The sequence below is a fragment of the Flavicella sediminum genome, assembly GCF_006381105.1.
Lineage (GTDB): Bacteria > Bacteroidota > Bacteroidia > Flavobacteriales > Flavobacteriaceae > Flavicella > Flavicella sediminum.
The window spans coordinates 140,419-156,527 of the sequence record NZ_VDET01000016.1; the positions used below are offsets into that span (position 1 = coordinate 140,419).

Genomic DNA, 16,109 nt, shown 5'->3' on the forward strand with positions numbered 1-16,109 from the left:
TCTTATTTCCTTCTAGAGTCTCCTTCCCATTTGATGATATTGAACATTTCTCTTAGTCTATCATCAACTTGCTTCCCATATCTTTCGCCTATTTCTGAAGGTTTTAAATTTGTTGTTATATATGTTTTTCGTGGATTTGATTTAGATTTTATATATCGCTGTTGAAGAATATCTGCGATTACTTCTTGGGTAAAGAACTTTGGTTCGGTACCTACATCATCGATATAAATATTTCCTTTTTCAAAATCTATTCTTATAAAATCAGTATCTCTTTCATTTGCCTTTTTTGAAAGTTCAATTTTATTATTCACCAAGTCTTTAGCGGTATGTGATTTGAAAAACATTTGCATATATCCATACCCTGCAAGGAATTTTCCCATTCTTCGAAATACTTCGAATAAATCTGATTTCCCTAGGCCACATTCTCCAAATAATAAAATTCCCTTATCCAATGAAGCTTGATTTCTTACTAACTTTCCAAACTTATTTGATCTACTGAAATAGGCCAATAATTCTATAACTACAGCTCTGTTTTCATCATCTATGACAAAGTGTTTTCCAGGTCCATAGAAATTAGCACAAGTCTTCATGAAAATATTTAGCAAATCTTTTTTATCCACCAATTTCTCTTTCTTACTGGCTTCTTTTTTTGAGTTTTTGAAGTACTTTTTCAATGCTTCTGACATTGGAATTGCCTTGTGAACACCCCTTCTGTCTGGAGCTCCTTGCGCTATCTTTAATTTTTCAAAATCATACTTGCTTGTGTCTGTTTTTTGATTAGTCAAAATTTGTGTTTTTTCCTGTTCCATTGCTTTTTGGTGATTTTTTGATCTGAATTTTTAACCAACTTGAAAAATGTGATTTAAAATCTTGATCTGTTTTTGAAAATTGCCCCTGGCTTTCTAGGTGCTTTTGGAATTCTAACAAGTAATTTTCTAATTCTTTTTTGCTGATTTTTTGACTTCCGGTAATTGCTTTTACCAAGCGTTCATTTTTTAAATAATTTTCAATAATCAAATCGATGGTGACGAAAACATCTTCTGAAGTTTTTTTTACTTCATCATCTACTTTTCTTTCCTTTACTTTACTCTTCTCTTCTTTACGGCTAACTTCCGCCTTTATTCCGCCTACTTCTTTCAATCCTCCGCCAGTTTGACTTGTTTTGATGCCTAATTGCTTCAATAAGTCGGAGTATTCAAGAATTTTTGATTTTCTTTTTCTGTAGGCATCTTTTACACTTTCAATGAATTTTTGGCTGTAAATTATCTTATGATTTTCATATAAGAATTTATCAATTGCGCCTAATTTTGATAAATCATTTAATATTGATAATGCTGTTTTTTCATCAACTTTAAATACCGAAACCAGGAACATTAAATTCATTTCGTCAGATATATCTAAATAATGAAAATTAGCCTTTCCTAGCTGCTCTAATAACTTAAACCATGTTGCATATCCATCATTACCATATTTTGTCTCTATGATGTGCATTTTACGTCCATGAATACAGTCATGAGGAAAATAATCTACATCGTGTCTTTGCTCTCTAGCCATTTAACTTTGGTTTTTATAAAATTCAAGTAGTCTAATTGCAGCCTTTAAATCTTGTGTTCTTGTTTGTTGAATCTGATCAGAATCTGTCTGATTTCCATTCCTCAAACAATGAACCTGAATCTCTTCAATTTCTCTTAATTCATCTTTCAATATTTCAAGTGAATAACACATTAAAACCCTAGAGGAGTAATCTCTTTTAGTATTAAATTATTAATCCTTGAAACGCCTTCTTTTTTTACTACTTCTGATAAATCTGTTTGATAGTAAACTCTTACGATCTGGCTTGTATCTATGGTGACAAGCTTTATCACTTCTTTAGAGCGAACTTGAAAACAAATTTGATTTCCGTTTTGCTCATCAATAATTATTTCAGCTGATTTATTTTTCAATTCTTTCTTTAGAACTTTTCCGACTACTGATAGCATTTATTTACTTGTTTTAAATTGATGAACATTTACTTTGTTTTTGTTCTTTGGATTTAACTGGTGAAATTCATCTTTATGTATTTCAACGTGACAATCTTCACAAACCGTGGCCATCCATTCAATAAATTCTAGTTCCTTTCCTACAATACTTTCACCATTTACATAATATGTTATATGATGAACTTCTAAGTAAAGAGGTGAGCTGCAGCAAATGCATTTGTGTTTATCTCTAAGCTTAACCGTAACACGTACATTCTGCCAATTATCATCTTGCTGCAGCTGTTTCCTATAATTTGACTTACGCCCCCTTTTGTTCCTTAATCTCCCCATTAATTAGTTTTTCAAAAGCTTCCTCATTTTTAAGCAATGAATTGAAAAGATCCTTTCTGTCATATTCTGGAATATCCATAACATCACACAGCACCAGTTCAAATCTATCTGTAAATACATAAGTGTAGTATTTGTTATGAACAGCCAGTCTATAGGATCTAGAAGCATCAATGGCCACCGTTGTAGTTCTTTCTCTAATTTGGCCTGAAATATCCTTCACCTTAGTCATTGATGCTCTTAAAGCTTCTTCTGCATCGTTTTTATTTTTTTTAGCCTGTTCAAATAAAATTGTGGCTGTATCTAATTTTTTCTTTAGTTCAAACTGCTGCTCTTCCAACTCTTGATGAACTTCACTTCTCATTTCTTCAATTTCAGCTTTGGTGAAAAAACGAGTTGCAACCCCTTTTACATGTTCAGAAATAAAATTCTTACTAATAAAAAGTTTCGCATCGTCTACAGTTTCAAAGTTTCCTAAAAATTCAGGTAAATTATCTTCATTACCTGTTACTTTGAAATCATGGATAAATGGTTTTGTTTCTGCTATTTTCATTTTTTAATTATTTTTTAGTTTTGTTTTATCTTCTAATAAAGTTGAATTGAAAGCCATTAAAAAGGCCTTTTATCAAAGTCTATTGTCATTCCGGCATTTGCCGCATAAACATTCTTACAAGTCAATTCTTTTACCTCTTTTACAAATTGAGTTTCATCACTGTTCCCATCTGATAAATGAATAAGCACAATGTTATTCACCTTTGACAAGTCATTTGATTTTAATAGTTTTTTACAAGTCTCCAGGCTCATGTGAGATTTTAAAATACGATCGCGTAGAAATGGAGCTATTGACCCCTTTTCCATTTTGGAATCAATAATTTTCTCGCTGAAATTTGCCTCTACGATGATGTTGTTTAGATTGTCAAAAATGTAAGGACAGTAATAAGAATCCGTAATAAAAAGAACATTTCCGGTTTCAATATGATTTATTAAAAATCCTAAAGGTTCAGCTGCATCATGTTTGGCATCAAAAGGTAAAACCTTAAATCCCCCAACCGAAAAAGGAGTTTTTGAACTAATAACATTTGCTCTATGGCCGGAGCAGTTCAAAATATCTAAAGTCCCTTTTGATGCATAAACATCTACACCTGCTTTCATCACCTCCTTAATAGACACACAATGATCTTGGTGCTCATGTGTTACAATACATCCAAGTATTTTTGAAAGATTATAGTTTATTGCTTTTTTTATGACAGGAAGCTTCACCCCACATTCAATCAACAATGCTTCGTTGTCATTTTCCAACAAATAACTATTCCCTTTACTGTTGCTGCCTATTATTTTTAATTTCATCTTACCCTTAGTTTAAAATGCTCTATCAATAGTTCCTGCAGGAACTTTATCTAAATTCACTTCCTCCTCTTCAACAATTTCAGCATCTTCTACATTGTTAAAAGAAAGAGATTCCTTGTTTGCATTTTTTTGAATTTCATCAGCCACATCCGCTTTTGAAACATCAACTTTGGCTTCATCCAAAGGATCATACAAAACAGAATCATCGGAGCTACTTATTAATAATTTACAGGCCCTGTTTAAAACTGTTTTGATTGCCATCTGATCTGGAAAGTTTTTATGAGCTGGTGAATTCCCTTTCGAACCTCCTTGATTCCAAGCCATTTTAATTTGAGAAATATTCATCACTTCAAGATCTCTTGAACCATCATTCATTTCAACCATAGCATAAGCTCCTATTACAACACCAGACCCAACACTTTCCAAAGTTTGTTTGTGCTCTACCAGTTTTCTTCTTCCTGTTTCCTGGTCCACTTGAAATTCAAATGTGTCTCCTTTAAAAATTGCATTTCCTTTAATGCTCTTTAATTGGCCATATCTTTTAGCAATTGCTACATTTCCGGAATACGAAATAGAACATTCCAACTTATTTCCATAGACAATGAAATAACACTGTTTCTTAATTGGTGAAACACCGTAAACAACCATTTTTAACAAGGCTTCTGCTATACTTTCTTTAGAGCACACCTCTAATGCTAGTTTATTGTCCTTGTCCTTGGTTTCACTTAAAATAATATAGGCCGATTTCAAAGCATTTTCGACCTTGTAATCTTTTGGCAAAGTCAATTCTCCTGTTTCCTGAAAGGATTCTATTTTTGATAATACCTGTACGGAAATATCTTTTTTCACGTTAGCTACTGCTGTTTTGTTTTCTGTTGACATTGAAAAATATTTTATAGTTAATGTTTTAGGCTATCCTTAAGTTTAAATCTGGTTTTGATACGATCAGATTGATTATTTGTGAATTACAATCAATTATATCCACGACACTCTCTCTATTATCAATAAATATTGGAGCCGATACTTTATAGAAACCACAAAGCGTATTAATTATATCAATCCCTGCATTTATTCTAGCTGCATTGTTTAGATCTGTAAATGGAACCCCATCAATTAATGCTTCACAACATTCTGTTTCTCCTCCATTAATTTGAACATCAAAAAGCTTGAATTTTACTAGTTGAAACTTCTGATTGATTTTGTTTTCTAAGGATTCTATTTTTGTTTTAATGAAAGATTCAACCGTGAATTCTGTACTTTCTAATTCAGAAATTTGTTGTGACAAATTCTTCTCCTCTTCTTTTAATTCAGTCATTCGTTTTTGCCCCTTAAGAATTGTACTTTCAGCATTTAAACTTTTATTCAAAACGGCTATTTCACTTGTCAATCGATTCTTTTCACTTAACAACTCTGTATTGTCAACTCTTGGAACTTCAACAACTTTCCCTTCCAACTCAACCAACTCACTTTTCAAAGTTTTGTACTCGCTACTCATGGCAAGTACTGTTTCCAATGAAACAACCCCTTCTGAAGAATTTAATTTTTCGGTTTCCTTCTTTAATTTTTGTTGAAGCAATTCTGCATCTTCTCTATCTGTTTTTAGTGATTTTTCAGCCACAGAAATTTGAGTTTCCAGTTCTTTAATTTCAGCCGTTACTCCTTTTCCATCAACGTTAATAGCTTGTAGCCTATCAGACTTATTTTTGTTGAAATTCGTCTCTAATTCCGATCGCTTTTTTGCTATATCGTCAGCTTCAAATGCTCTTTTACATGTTGGACAGGCACAATCATTTTCATTGAAAATAAAAGTTTTAGAATTCTCAGAATCCCACTCTTTAGCAAGTCTATTTCTACGCCCAGTAAGCAGTTCTAATCTGCCTTTTTTTGAATCAATTAATCCCTCCAATCTAACAACAGTAGATTTCTTATTATCTAATTCAATTTTTACGGTATTGTATGCAGATCTGTTGTTGTTATTAAGACTGTTTAATTTTTGCTGTTCGTCAAACTCAAATTTTTGGATTTTGTTTTTTACCGCATGCACATCAGCTTGAGCAGCGGTTTGTTTGTTCTGAGCAATAGTTAATGCTTTAGATTTATCAGACAAACTTTCTTCAATAGCTGCCAATTCTCCTTCCAGAACTGCTATTTCATTTCTCACTTTATTAAAGTCAATTGCTTCTGGAAGGTTTCTATCTACTTCATCAATTCTTGTAGGAATGGCTTTTAAATCGGCATTTAATTTTTTCTTTTTTGAAGCAATTTCTCTTCGGTACTCCTCAATGGTTTTGTTTTGAAGTCCGGTAATTAATTTAATGTAATCCTCATTTCCTTGAGCAACTTCATCATCTGTCAGATTTCCACAAATTCTGATCAAAACCTCTCTTCTATCTTGCCATTTCAAAGAATTGAAATACAAAGGATTTGTTATCAACTTAAAAACTCCTTCATCAAGTAACCCGTTTACTTTCCCTTGAAATTCTTTGGCCAACATTGGCACATCATTCCAATAATAAAGGGTTTCATTTCCGTTAAACTGTGGTTCTGGAAAACCTCTTTTCTTAACCCATTTCTCTTTCAAAATTCTTTTGATCACAATAGTTTGGTTGCTTGTTTCAATTTCAGCAGCCACCTCATGTTCTAACTTTGGAATGACATTGTTTTGAGTGTCCAATGTTTTTACCTGGAACTGACTTCTACCGGTGCTGTCTTTTCCAAAAAACAGGAAAGTAAAAGCATCAAAAACGGTTGTTTTTCCAACTCCGTTTTTGCCATAGATAAATGTCTCTTTTTTAAAGTCGATTGTTAGATCTCTAATTCCTTTAAAATTTCGGACGGTCAACTTTTTTAAATTAATTGTTTCCATTACTTTTGATTTTAATTATTACTTAAACTTCGGTTTATAATTAGCCACTTTGCCGAGTGGCTTTTTTTATTTAGGAACTGCAAAACCAACTTGTGATCGCTTTCCTTTTTCATCTATTTTGTATAAAGGGTATTGGTAACTTCTTTTTAGAGTTGCAAAACTGTAAGCTTGCTCTTCTGTATCAAAAACTTTGGTTTTCCCTTCCTCAATTCTTTGGGTAACGTCTACTCCTTCTTGTGTACAATACATCGTCTATTCGCTTTTAATTTTTCGTTTCTTTCGATTACTACGTTATAAATCACTTTTACAACTAATACTGATATTGCTAATGCAAACAATAAGAGTAAGTAATGCGTTATGGTATTTTCATTCATCTTTTTAAGATTTACTGGTTAAACATTGCTTTTATTAAAATCGGATTTGAAATAATCTCCTCCGATTTTCTCTTTATATATTGGCTTTCATTGCTACTAAATTTTTAAAGGTGATTTTATGATCTTGCAACTTTCTGAAATCACATAATCGAAATGTTGCCGTACTTTTCCTTCTTTAAAAACCCATTACTAACCTTCTTTAATGGTTCTTGTAAAAAAACCCACCCCTAGTGAGAAGATTGACTAGATAAAAACATCTAGAGGTGGGAAAAATTGCTATGAAAAAGATGTGGTTTTTGCATTGGGCCACCCCAATCAATGAACTCTTACGTATAGGTTCGCCAACCACTCTTTACTAATACCCCTATGAGAAAAGAGATTCTTTTGGAGGATATTTTAAAACATGAGTTTTTAACCACTCTATTTGTTTTAAATTATCTTTTTCTTCCTGTGTCATTTGCGTAGCAGCGTTTTTCAACTCCCCAATATCCTGTGTAAGCTTAACCAAAAGCTTTTCTTTCTCTGCCTTTGATAAGGTGTCGACAAGTGGATAAAGGGTTTCTGCTATCATTTTAAGCTGCTTGCTGGTTTGCTATATAGTTTTGCATGAATGCAATTAAATTGTCTTGTACTTTGTATCTTTTCGGTATCTCAAAACGAGTAAACCAACCGGTTCTGACCGATGTTATTTCCATTCCAAATTCATCAGCTACTTTTTCGTAGAATTTTTGCTTATCATTTATCAGGTCAAACAGGTTTTTAATGTTGTCTATTTTAGCCATTGTTTTTTCTTGTAGTTTTTACTTTTACTATTCTTCTTCCACGTTTTACTCTTCTCATATCTGCTCCAAAATCGTCATAGATGATTCCTATTTGAAGCAATAAAAAAAACATTACTATGTACTGCCTTGGATCTCCAAACTCTAACACAAACTCTCTGGTTATTTCTGCTAAATTTTTTAAACCGTTTCTAACTCGGATTGCTTTGATGTGACTTGCTGCAGTATGGTACGATCTGTTCATTGCTACTGCAATTTCCTTTACATCATACCCAGAGCCGACATAAGCTGAAACTTTAAATTCTGTTTTTGATAATTCCATTATGCTACAATTTTTAAATCTGCTTTTAGTAATTGAATACCCCATTTTTCCTCTGCCTGCAAAAGCGCCTTTTTAAAGGCTTTTTTACGTTCTCTGATGTCGCAATATGTTTCAATTATAGATTCTTCCATTACCCAAACATTTACGCACTCATGATAGAATTCTTTATAGATAAAAACTCCTCTTCTGCTTCCCGTTTCTACAACTTTATCACTTAGAAGTATTCTGTACTGCTGACCACCTTTCAACTCTCCTCTTAAATTATTAGCGATTAGTTTCATGGCTTAAAAAGTTGATGCATATGCGTTATAAATCATGTTTCTATATTGCTGAATAGGACTCGCAATAATTTTCACAATCTCTACCTCTCCTTTTGGATTACAAACAAAAACTGTTTGTAGTGGAGACACTTGAACTCTTTTGAAATGTGACATAGTTTCTAATTTTTTAAGCGTTTGTAAATAATCCTAATACCTAATATTTGGTATTCTTATATTATTTGTTTGCTACCCTTGGCTTTTTCATTAGCTTTGTGTAGTAGTACATCACAAATGTAACAAAATGTTACATTTTAACAAAAGAAAAATGAAACTTTTAGTTACATTATGTAACTTTTTGTTTCTATTCTTTTATATTCATTTGATTTTGAAAGGTTTAGAATTTAAAGAAATTAGAAAAAAACTTGGGTATACTCAGATTGAAATGGGCAAAAAAATGTCCGTAACAAGAAAAACCATTGGAGAGTATGAGAAGAGTGATAAAATCCCAAATGACAAAGCCATATTTATTGAAATGCTCCTAGAACAAACAATAAATAACAACTCTAATACTTCACCATCTAAATCAAAGCCAATAAAAAACTCCAACGGAAATAAATTTGTAGAGAAAGAAGATGGCACATTTAACCTAACCGTAGATTTGATGCCCTTTGAAGCCTATGCTTCTTATACTGAAGCTATGGAAAACGCCATTCCTATTAGCGACTTTGAAGAAGTGACCTTTAATGTTGATCAGTTTGGCTTAGGTAACTATAAAGCTTTTAAAGTAAAAGGTGATAGTATGAATGGTGGAATGATTAATGACACTCCAGACAACACACTTGTACTAACCAGAGAACTTGGCCGCCAACATTGGATAGATGGATTTAACAAAACTGATTATGGTTGGATCATACTATCAAAACACAATATATTCCATAAAGACATTACTGGTCTAAATAAAGAAAACGGCACGATTACTTGTCACTCAAGAAATCAAAGTCCGGAATACTCAGATTTCGAATTGAAACTAAATGATATATATCAAATATTTAAAGTCATAAAACGGACTTTCTAAAACTTAACTAAAAACCAACGCTATGGAAATTAATTTAAAAAATGTAAAAGGAAAAGGAACTAAAGACACTGGTATCACAATAATTATAGTCTCTATACTACTATTTATTACACTTGAAATTGCCGCAGTAAGCATTTCGTCAGATTACTTTTCTTCAGAATCTGAAAAAGCAACCGCAAATATATTATCCAATTTAGCCCCAAATCTCTTAGTACTTGGGGTTCTTGTTGGAATAATAATAAATGCATTGGGCCAAATCGTTATCAACACTGGAACAACAGCTAAAATTCAAGAGGAATTAGCAAAACAAGACGGTCATACAATAAAGTTTTAGTGGCATATTAAATTGCTTTGGATAAATAGAAACTTAATTAGTTTCAATAAGCAGGAGCTCTTTTAAAAGAAGGTTGCTTTCTAATTTAGTACAAATACATTTACCTAATAAAAAAAATGCTCGAAGAATTTACAAGAAACCCATGGATAATAATTTTAGCCGTATTTTTTATATGGAGAGTTTTGATTTTTTTATTAATCAAAAAATCTAACTTAAGTAAAAAATCTTGGGCTTCTTTAGAATATATTTGGATAATAATAGGCTTTATGGGAGTAATTTCTATCGTTATAAAAAATGATATAAATGCTAAAAAAAGAAACTTAGAAAGTTCCGAAAGATGGATTGAACATCAATTTAAAACACTATTAAAATTTACTAAAGGACAAACTATATGCTTCCAACTTAAGCGAAGTGATTGGCTGAAAAATGAAGAGTTTGACAGAAGACAAAATGAATCTGATAAGATTTGTAATTGGGTTAAACAAACAATCATCCCAACACTTAAGGAATCTGAAAACAAAAAATACTCAAAAATAAAAGAGTATCCCAATATTGAATTAGATTACTACAAGGATTCCTACACAACTAATCGAATCGAAAAAGATATAAAAAAAATCAATGAAGATATAGTTCATAGAGATAACTTAAAAAAAGAAATCAGTAATAATTATTGGGGCTATTTTCAATCTTCAATTGGACTTATCTTTTTAGTTTTTGCTTTTGGACTAAGATTAACTTTAATCACTAAAAAAGTAAAAGATTCAGAAATACACGCACAATAATATAATTTATGAGTTCTAGTCTAGAAAACACGAAAAATGAATTAATCAAATGGATAAACACATTAGATGATTTTAATACTATCCAACAAATTAACGACTTGAAAAAAAGCATTGAATATACCTCCCTAAAAAACTCAGAGAATGTCATGACTAAAAAAGAATGGCAAATATTACATGATGAACTGAAAAGGTATCACAAGGATTTTCTGAAAGACTATAAAAACTCAGTAAATCTTTGGGCAAATTCAATAAGCAGAAATAAGTCAATTAAATTGGTTCAATTAGCGATAACTAGAACTTTACCTTGTTTGACCGCAAAATCAGAAATTTTAGAGCTTCTTGATGGATACAAGGATAGCAAAGAATTTAGCGAACCAATAGATTTTTATGCCTTTATTGAGCCGAAAACATATGATAAATGCATGAAACAATTTTTATCAAGAATTAAGCTAAAAATTATTAGTCTAGATCAATAACGCGTTGAAACACACTATAGTTTTATAAAAATAATTAGATAAACACCACATAAATTCAACAAGAGTTTTAAATATCCTTAATATTTGTAATCATACACTACGAATCTTACAATTATTTAAGTATTTTTAAGTCTAAAAAAAATCACCGCTATGAAAAAACTTTTAGTACTATTTATCTCTACTACTTTATTAATTTCCTACTCTAATATTGAGAATATAATTACAACTTAAAAAGTTGTAATTATGGTTATAGTCAACAACAAAACACAAACGAAAGATTATCTTCAAAATCTAATTCAATCGAAGGAGTTATAAGTTAACATTTATTAAGAATTAATATATTTCAAATTTAGACTACTTGTACTCTAACCTCTATATTAATACTTCTTGAAAAACTTAATAAAACTGACCCTAATTTTTTCAAAAAAATAAAGAGCACTATTTTAATATAAAATATTTCAATCATGACTACAAATTCTTCAAGAAACATTCCTTTACCTATACAAAGAGAAGTAAGAAAGCGATGTGGCTTTGGTTGCGTTATATGTGGATTACCCTTATACGAGTACGAACACATGGAAGAATGGGCTAAAGTAAAACGACATTTAGCAACGGAAATAACATTACTTTGTGACAAACACCACAAAGAAAAAACTAATGGATTATTACCAAAAAAAGTTGTAGTCGAAGCTAATAAAGATCCATTCAACTTAAGAAAAGGTGTCACTAAGCCCTATAACTTATACTATTCTGGTGATACAGCAAAAATAACTCTAGGAAGTTCCTCCTTTTCTCTTGAAAGAGTAAAAGATAAAACACAATTAGTACCGCTTTTAATCGACAACATACCTATTATCGGTGTTATATTATTGGACGGACACTATCTACTAAATTTGATTCTATTTGACGAATACAACAATTTAATACTTCATATTAAAAACAATCAACTGGTTCTTACTACTGAACTATTCGATATACAACTCATTGGAAAAACTCTTACCATTAGAGAGGCAAAAAGAAAGATATTTATTGTTCTAGAATTTAAAACACCCAACGAAATAGTAATCTCACGAGGAACCTTTTTACTAAACGGCGTGAAGATAATTATTAATAGTAATCAAATTTTAATCAAAAATACAGGACATATAATTGAAAACATTCAAGTTATCAATTCTAATTTAGGAATCACAATAGGTAAAAACCCTGGAGCGTTTAATTCAATTATTGCATTAGATAATATTAACAGATACAACTTCTAACTAGAATTTATTATTTACAAATTGCCTTTCTAGAATAACACTAATCAGCTTCTATTTTTTTTATAATCTCATTAACCTTATCCAAATCATTTAATATACCATTCTATGAAAATTTTAAATACAATATTACTTATTATACTATTAAGCTGTAATCAAAAAGACAATGATAATCTAACCGAAAAAGAATCATTTATACCTCAATTTAACTATCCTTATAATTGCTATTTAACAAATGTTATTTTTAAACGATCAAATGGGTCTCAAGACGAGTGGAAAATAAAATATGACATAAATAATAAACCAATATTATATCTAATTGGAGATTCGGACGAGAGCCAATTATATTATGATGATGAGGATAAAATAACTCATATGATTGTCAAATACCCTCTTACCGAATATTACCACGAATATAATTACTCAAATGACAAAGTTATAATCGATATTTCTGAAGACGGAATTATCTTTGGCCAATTCGTTTATACATATAGTAACAATGAAGTTAATACTATTGATTATTTTCAAATGAAAACTGAGAGAAAATTTAAATATAAAAAGAAGATTTATTGGAATAATCAAAATATTTCAAAAATAGAATTATTTGATGAATATTATAAAAAAGTTCTTACTACTGACTATAGTTACGATGATAAAATTAATCCATTTTACATTTTGAAACCTTTTAATATTGGTAAACCAAGATTTGCAAGTTTAAATAATGTGACCGCTTATTCAAATTTAAATTGGACATATAAATATAATAATGATAAATTCCCAGTAATGGCTGATGTAGCTTCTCACAATTACACATTTACTTATAAATGTGAATAACGTCTTACTTAAAAGAAAGTAATCTACGCCAATAATAACAATATCCTTTTATCTATATTTTAAAGTCTAAATAAATAAAAAAATGACTGAATTTCAAATAAATGACCCGAGTTTAGAATCCCAATGGAGGGCATTAATTTTATTTGGAAAAAACAGTGCTACATACAAATTTGCATTTGCCAAAAGTCTTTTAGAGCTTGTTAATAAGGAGACAACAAAAATTTCATTAACTGATTTGTCTCAACCATTTTCTAAAAACATTATTGAGCATTTAAAAGAAAACGATAAACAAGGAAACTCAAAATCTAGCAGTTTCTTAAATACCTGTAGGAGCCATATAAAAGGAGAAATATCAGATAATGAATTATGGCATAAAACTGAAAAATTAGGTTTTGTTAATGTAGTTGATGCCTTTCAAAACATTAATGGAGGTCAAATTACTGATGTTTTTTATGAAAAAAATTATACTTCAGGTAAAAAAGAAATAATTATAAAAGACAGTCTTTTAAAACTTAAAGAATCTTTTCATTTTGAAAATTTCAATCAAGAAGTTGAAGCTCGTTGGAATTTAGTAGAGACAGCTTGGAATCTTAATCTAAACCCAAAACTTCTCGAAGTTAAATATGATGATGATGCATCCTTATTCTTTTTAGAAAATAATTTTTTGAGAAGAACCAATATTACATCTGTACGAGATTCTTTAAACGGATATCAAAAAGGTAAATGTTTTTATAGCTGTCAAGATATTTCGGTTGTAAGTGGCTCTCCAAAATTATGTGAAGTTGATCATTTTTTACCTCACGTAAACAAAACACTTCATAATGAGCATGGAGCCAATATAAACGGTGTTTGGAATCTTGTTTTAGCTGACAAAGATGTAAACAGGAATAAATCGGCACGTATTCCTGAAAAAAGATTTTTGCAAAAATTATTTAACAGAAATGAATTCTATATTCAAAGTAAACATCCTTTAGCAGAAACAATAATCAATCAAACAGGAAAAACAAAACAAAATAGAATTGCTTTTTTAAATAAGCAATATCAAATATCCTTAAATTCAACCATAATTACTTGGAGCCCTGAATTTGAATTAAATGGAAATATATAATGAGTGTATTTAGTAGAATAGAAAAAAATAAAATTATACATCAAGGAAAATATTTTTTCTTAATTAAAGATGGATACCCTGTTTCACCTGGTCATATTTTAATTATATCAAATAAAGAAAAAATTGATTTTTTTGAGTTAGATGCAAATGAACAAATAGAATTGACGGATCTTATTCATAAGGCTAAAGAGATTATAGAATGTGAATCCAAGCCAGACGGTTATAATATTGGAATGAATTGTGGTGAAGTTGCAGGACAATCAGTTATGCATTTTCATTGTCATATAATACCGAGGTTTAAAGGTGACATGAAAAACCCTAAAGGAGGAATAAGACATTGCATCGAAGGAAAAGGAAATTATTAGGCGTATTAAAAGAATAATTCGCTAAGTAACTTAGTTCGATTAAAAAAATATAAATAAAAGAAAATGGATGAACTAAAAGAGGCTAAAGATTCAGTAAAAGATATATTCAATAATCTGTTTAAAAACATTAAAGAACGAAGTGGAAGCCCTTTCGTTTTCTCATTTATTATTGCATTTATTGCCTACAATTGGAAGCCCATAAGCATTGTTCTTAAATCAGAATCCAAGATTGAGGAGACAATTCTATACATTAAAAACCTACAATACGAACATATTGATGGCTATATCATATATCCATTTCAGATTGCTTTAATATATGCATTTGGAATTCCTTTATTAGATGTCTTACGCAGTATTGTTTTAGGTGTATATAAATCAATCCAAGATTTAGTTCTATCTTCATTTGAGTTATATTATTATGAAAAGAAAATAAAACTTGAAAATAGAAAAAGTGATTATGAAAATAAATCAGAACTTAACGAAAAAATTGAATCTCTTCAAGAGCAACTTAACGAAGAGTTAAAAAAGTTGGACAAATTTAAATCCGAGAACAAGAACTTGACACTAGAGCTTGACAGGAGTAAAAACTTAATTCAATTAAATGAAAAGACAATTGACGAAACGCATGACGAAATCACCCAACTAAGCGCAGAGCTTTTAAAAAAAACTAAAGAAAATGAGAAGCTTAAAAACTCTTTTACAAAGGAATTAATTAAATTTGAGTCAATGGAATCTCTTCTTGTTCAAAAACGAACCGATTTAGATAAACTCCAAACCGAATACCAAAATTATATTACCAAAAAAACAAAAGAAATTCAAGAACTTCAAGAAAAATATGCATTTGATAAATCAAAGACATCAGCTACAATAACAGTGCTTAATAACAAAGTAGAACAAATTGGAGAATTAGAAAAAGAAGCGGAAGAAAATTACGTTAAACTGACCCAGCTGAAACATAATATATCTCAACTAGAGCAAAAGTTATTAGAATATGATGAATTCAGTGATGAAGAATTAAAAGAATTCTCGCTTGACTATTTTGAGATTGCTAAAGACAACAAATTTATTAAAGAATTTATTGGTTTGGTCAATGAAATCAACTATCCTAGGTTGCCCGAAAATTATAAAAACATTTCGAAAATTAAAAACAATGACTTATTCACTTCGTTCATACTTGAAGGAAGGACCATGTATAAATTATCGAAAAAAGGGCTTTACTTTTGGCACAGAATTAGCAACACAAACAAAACATCATAATAAATTGCTATGCTAAATAAAAAATACAAATATTGTTATTACATAGAATAAACATAATATTAAAACAAACAACTAAAACATAACCGCATTTTTATTGACTTTTTTTTGTATCAAAGGGAATAGAAAACAGCATATTTCAGGTGTAAAAACAAGCAAAACGGAACGTTCAAAGCCTTGATTTACGCTAGTAAATACGGCCATGTTAAATTCATAACCCGGAGGTCTGCAGTTCAATTCTGCATCACGCTACAAGAAAAATCCCTAATTTTTATTAGGGATTTTTTATTTTTAAATACTTCTGATTTTTTTGTTTCTGCAACATTTAATTGCACAACAATTAATTATTTTTTTTGCTCACCACCCATTAA

General features: G+C 30.3%; 24 protein-coding genes. 9 read left to right on the plus strand and 15 right to left on the minus strand.

All coding sequences use genetic code 11. From position 1 onward, the window contains the following. Nucleotides 1-2: 2 nt before the first annotated feature. From FGM02_RS14410 to FGM02_RS18085, 15 genes are all read right to left on the minus strand, one after another. Nucleotides 3-785 (minus strand): P-loop NTPase family protein, encoded by a 783-nt coding sequence (locus FGM02_RS14410; RefSeq protein ID WP_139959195.1) that lies wholly within the window; start codon nt 783-785, stop codon nt 3-5. Continuing rightward, complete coding sequence (locus FGM02_RS14415) at nt 778-1,554, minus strand: Lin1244/Lin1753 domain-containing protein (protein WP_139959196.1); 777 nt, start codon at nt 1,552-1,554, stop codon at nt 778-780. Before FGM02_RS14415 ends, FGM02_RS14410 begins: the two co-directional genes overlap by 8 nt. Further along, nucleotides 1,555-1,725, minus strand: a complete 171-nt coding sequence (locus FGM02_RS18080; protein ID WP_166461190.1) for a hypothetical protein — start codon at nt 1,723-1,725, stop codon at nt 1,555-1,557. Then, the gene (locus FGM02_RS14420) at nt 1,725-1,979 is read right to left on the minus strand and encodes a hypothetical protein (protein ID WP_139959197.1); all 255 of its coding nucleotides are present in this window, start codon (nt 1,977-1,979) and stop codon (nt 1,725-1,727) included. Before FGM02_RS14420 ends, FGM02_RS18080 begins: the two co-directional genes overlap by 1 nt. Continuing rightward, on the minus strand, nt 1,980-2,309 hold the full coding sequence (locus FGM02_RS14425; protein ID WP_208021522.1) for an HNH endonuclease: 330 nt from the start codon (nt 2,307-2,309) through the stop codon (nt 1,980-1,982). It abuts the gene before it with no gap. Beyond that, entirely contained in the window at nt 2,278-2,859 is a 582-nt protein-coding gene (locus tag FGM02_RS14430; protein ID WP_139959198.1) for a hypothetical protein, read from the minus strand. Before FGM02_RS14430 ends, FGM02_RS14425 begins: the two co-directional genes overlap by 32 nt. Before the next feature lie 56 nt (nt 2,860-2,915). Continuing rightward, entirely contained in the window at nt 2,916-3,653 is a 738-nt protein-coding gene (locus FGM02_RS14435; RefSeq protein ID WP_139959199.1) for an MBL fold metallo-hydrolase, read from the minus strand. Nucleotides 3,654-3,665: 12 nt separating this feature from the next. Then, a complete protein-coding gene (locus FGM02_RS14440; RefSeq protein WP_139959200.1) occupies nt 3,666-4,535 on the minus strand; it encodes a recombinase RecT in 870 nt (289 codons plus the stop codon). 25 nt (nt 4,536-4,560) lie between these two features. Continuing rightward, the gene (locus FGM02_RS14445) at nt 4,561-6,519 is read right to left on the minus strand and encodes an AAA family ATPase (RefSeq protein WP_139959201.1); all 1,959 of its coding nucleotides are present in this window, start codon (nt 6,517-6,519) and stop codon (nt 4,561-4,563) included. A 66-nt stretch (nt 6,520-6,585) separates the two neighbouring features. Continuing rightward, complete coding sequence (locus FGM02_RS14450; protein ID WP_139959202.1) at nt 6,586-6,768, minus strand: hypothetical protein; 183 nt, start codon at nt 6,766-6,768, stop codon at nt 6,586-6,588. A 489-nt stretch (nt 6,769-7,257) separates the two neighbouring features. Further along, nucleotides 7,258-7,464: a hypothetical protein gene (locus tag FGM02_RS14455; RefSeq protein WP_139959203.1), complete on the minus strand. Its 207-nt coding sequence runs from the start codon at nt 7,462-7,464 to the stop codon at nt 7,258-7,260. 1 nt (nt 7,465) lies between these two features. Further along, nucleotides 7,466-7,675: a hypothetical protein gene (locus tag FGM02_RS14460; protein ID WP_139959204.1), complete on the minus strand. Its 210-nt coding sequence runs from the start codon at nt 7,673-7,675 to the stop codon at nt 7,466-7,468. Next, nucleotides 7,668-7,994 (minus strand): helix-turn-helix transcriptional regulator, encoded by a 327-nt coding sequence (locus FGM02_RS14465; protein ID WP_166461191.1) that lies wholly within the window; start codon nt 7,992-7,994, stop codon nt 7,668-7,670. The genes FGM02_RS14460 and FGM02_RS14465 overlap by 8 nt, the downstream gene beginning before the upstream one ends. Then, the gene (locus tag FGM02_RS14470) at nt 7,994-8,275 is read right to left on the minus strand and encodes a hypothetical protein (protein ID WP_139959206.1); all 282 of its coding nucleotides are present in this window, start codon (nt 8,273-8,275) and stop codon (nt 7,994-7,996) included. Before FGM02_RS14470 ends, FGM02_RS14465 begins: the two co-directional genes overlap by 1 nt. A gap of 3 nt (nt 8,276-8,278) precedes the next feature. After that, complete coding sequence (locus tag FGM02_RS18085; RefSeq protein WP_166461192.1) at nt 8,279-8,428, minus strand: hypothetical protein; 150 nt, start codon at nt 8,426-8,428, stop codon at nt 8,279-8,281. Nucleotides 8,429-8,579: 151 nt separating this feature from the next. Here FGM02_RS18085 and FGM02_RS14475 point away from each other — a divergent pair, with 151 nt between their 5' ends. The 9 genes from FGM02_RS14475 to FGM02_RS14515 all read left to right on the plus strand — a co-directional run bounded on the left by FGM02_RS14475 (nt 8,580) and on the right by FGM02_RS14515 (nt 15,741). After that, a complete protein-coding gene (locus FGM02_RS14475) occupies nt 8,580-9,329 on the plus strand; it encodes an XRE family transcriptional regulator (RefSeq protein WP_262711125.1) in 750 nt (249 codons plus the stop codon). A 22-nt stretch (nt 9,330-9,351) separates the two neighbouring features. Continuing rightward, entirely contained in the window at nt 9,352-9,663 is a 312-nt protein-coding gene (locus FGM02_RS14480; protein ID WP_139959208.1) for a hypothetical protein, read from the plus strand. A gap of 116 nt (nt 9,664-9,779) precedes the next feature. Next, nucleotides 9,780-10,445, plus strand: coding sequence for a hypothetical protein (locus FGM02_RS14485; protein ID WP_139959209.1), 666 nt, complete (start codon nt 9,780-9,782; stop codon nt 10,443-10,445). Nucleotides 10,446-10,453: 8 nt separating this feature from the next. Further along, entirely contained in the window at nt 10,454-10,921 is a 468-nt protein-coding gene (locus tag FGM02_RS14490; protein WP_139959210.1) for a hypothetical protein, read from the plus strand. A gap of 464 nt (nt 10,922-11,385) precedes the next feature. Further along, nucleotides 11,386-12,180: a cell division protein gene (locus tag FGM02_RS14495; protein ID WP_139959211.1), complete on the plus strand. Its 795-nt coding sequence runs from the start codon at nt 11,386-11,388 to the stop codon at nt 12,178-12,180. Between the two features lie 105 nt (nt 12,181-12,285). Next, nucleotides 12,286-13,011, plus strand: coding sequence for a hypothetical protein (locus FGM02_RS14500; RefSeq protein ID WP_139959212.1), 726 nt, complete (start codon nt 12,286-12,288; stop codon nt 13,009-13,011). An 82-nt stretch (nt 13,012-13,093) separates the two neighbouring features. Next, nucleotides 13,094-14,119 carry an HNH endonuclease family protein gene (locus FGM02_RS14505; protein WP_139959213.1) on the plus strand — a complete coding sequence of 342 codons (1,026 nt, stop codon included), beginning with the start codon at nt 13,094-13,096 and terminating at the stop codon, nt 14,117-14,119. After that, a complete protein-coding gene (locus FGM02_RS14510; RefSeq protein ID WP_139959214.1) occupies nt 14,119-14,484 on the plus strand; it encodes an HIT family protein in 366 nt (121 codons plus the stop codon). Before FGM02_RS14505 ends, FGM02_RS14510 begins: the two co-directional genes overlap by 1 nt. Before the next feature lie 63 nt (nt 14,485-14,547). Then, nucleotides 14,548-15,741 carry a hypothetical protein gene (locus tag FGM02_RS14515; protein ID WP_139959215.1) on the plus strand — a complete coding sequence of 398 codons (1,194 nt, stop codon included), beginning with the start codon at nt 14,548-14,550 and terminating at the stop codon, nt 15,739-15,741. Nucleotides 15,742-16,109: the final 368 nt, after the last annotated feature.

Excerpts from the sequence above, each read along its gene's own strand:
- FGM02_RS14415 (WP_139959196.1), bottom strand. The coding sequence starts at position 1,554 with ATGGCTAGAGAGCAAAGACACGATGTAGATTATTTTCCTCATGACTGT.
- FGM02_RS18080 (WP_166461190.1), bottom strand. The coding sequence starts at position 1,725 with ATGTGTTATTCACTTGAAATATTGAAAGATGAATTAAGAGAAATTGAA.
- FGM02_RS14420 (WP_139959197.1), bottom strand. The coding sequence starts at position 1,979 with ATGCTATCAGTAGTCGGAAAAGTTCTAAAGAAAGAATTGAAAAATAAA.
- FGM02_RS14425 (WP_208021522.1), bottom strand. The coding sequence starts at position 2,309 with ATGGGGAGATTAAGGAACAAAAGGGGGCGTAAGTCAAATTATAGGAAA.
- FGM02_RS14430 (WP_139959198.1), bottom strand. The coding sequence starts at position 2,859 with ATGAAAATAGCAGAAACAAAACCATTTATCCATGATTTCAAAGTAACA.
- FGM02_RS14435 (WP_139959199.1), bottom strand. The coding sequence starts at position 3,653 with ATGAAATTAAAAATAATAGGCAGCAACAGTAAAGGGAATAGTTATTTG.
- FGM02_RS14440 (WP_139959200.1), bottom strand. The coding sequence starts at position 4,535 with ATGTCAACAGAAAACAAAACAGCAGTAGCTAACGTGAAAAAAGATATT.
- FGM02_RS14445 (WP_139959201.1), bottom strand. The coding sequence starts at position 6,519 with ATGGAAACAATTAATTTAAAAAAGTTGACCGTCCGAAATTTTAAAGGA.
- FGM02_RS14450 (WP_139959202.1), bottom strand. The coding sequence starts at position 6,768 with ATGTATTGTACACAAGAAGGAGTAGACGTTACCCAAAGAATTGAGGAA.
- FGM02_RS14455 (WP_139959203.1), bottom strand. The coding sequence starts at position 7,464 with ATGATAGCAGAAACCCTTTATCCACTTGTCGACACCTTATCAAAGGCA.
- FGM02_RS14460 (WP_139959204.1), bottom strand. The coding sequence starts at position 7,675 with ATGGCTAAAATAGACAACATTAAAAACCTGTTTGACCTGATAAATGAT.
- FGM02_RS14465 (WP_166461191.1), bottom strand. The coding sequence starts at position 7,994 with ATGGAATTATCAAAAACAGAATTTAAAGTTTCAGCTTATGTCGGCTCT.
- FGM02_RS14470 (WP_139959206.1), bottom strand. The coding sequence starts at position 8,275 with ATGAAACTAATCGCTAATAATTTAAGAGGAGAGTTGAAAGGTGGTCAG.
- FGM02_RS18085 (WP_166461192.1), bottom strand. The coding sequence starts at position 8,428 with ATGTCACATTTCAAAAGAGTTCAAGTGTCTCCACTACAAACAGTTTTT.
- FGM02_RS14475 (WP_262711125.1), top strand. The coding sequence starts at position 8,580 with ATGAAACTTTTAGTTACATTATGTAACTTTTTGTTTCTATTCTTTTAT.
- FGM02_RS14480 (WP_139959208.1), top strand. The coding sequence starts at position 9,352 with ATGGAAATTAATTTAAAAAATGTAAAAGGAAAAGGAACTAAAGACACT.
- FGM02_RS14485 (WP_139959209.1), top strand. The coding sequence starts at position 9,780 with ATGCTCGAAGAATTTACAAGAAACCCATGGATAATAATTTTAGCCGTA.
- FGM02_RS14490 (WP_139959210.1), top strand. The coding sequence starts at position 10,454 with ATGAGTTCTAGTCTAGAAAACACGAAAAATGAATTAATCAAATGGATA.
- FGM02_RS14495 (WP_139959211.1), top strand. The coding sequence starts at position 11,386 with ATGACTACAAATTCTTCAAGAAACATTCCTTTACCTATACAAAGAGAA.
- FGM02_RS14500 (WP_139959212.1), top strand. The coding sequence starts at position 12,286 with ATGAAAATTTTAAATACAATATTACTTATTATACTATTAAGCTGTAAT.
- FGM02_RS14505 (WP_139959213.1), top strand. The coding sequence starts at position 13,094 with ATGACTGAATTTCAAATAAATGACCCGAGTTTAGAATCCCAATGGAGG.
- FGM02_RS14510 (WP_139959214.1), top strand. The coding sequence starts at position 14,119 with ATGAGTGTATTTAGTAGAATAGAAAAAAATAAAATTATACATCAAGGA.
- FGM02_RS14515 (WP_139959215.1), top strand. The coding sequence starts at position 14,548 with ATGGATGAACTAAAAGAGGCTAAAGATTCAGTAAAAGATATATTCAAT.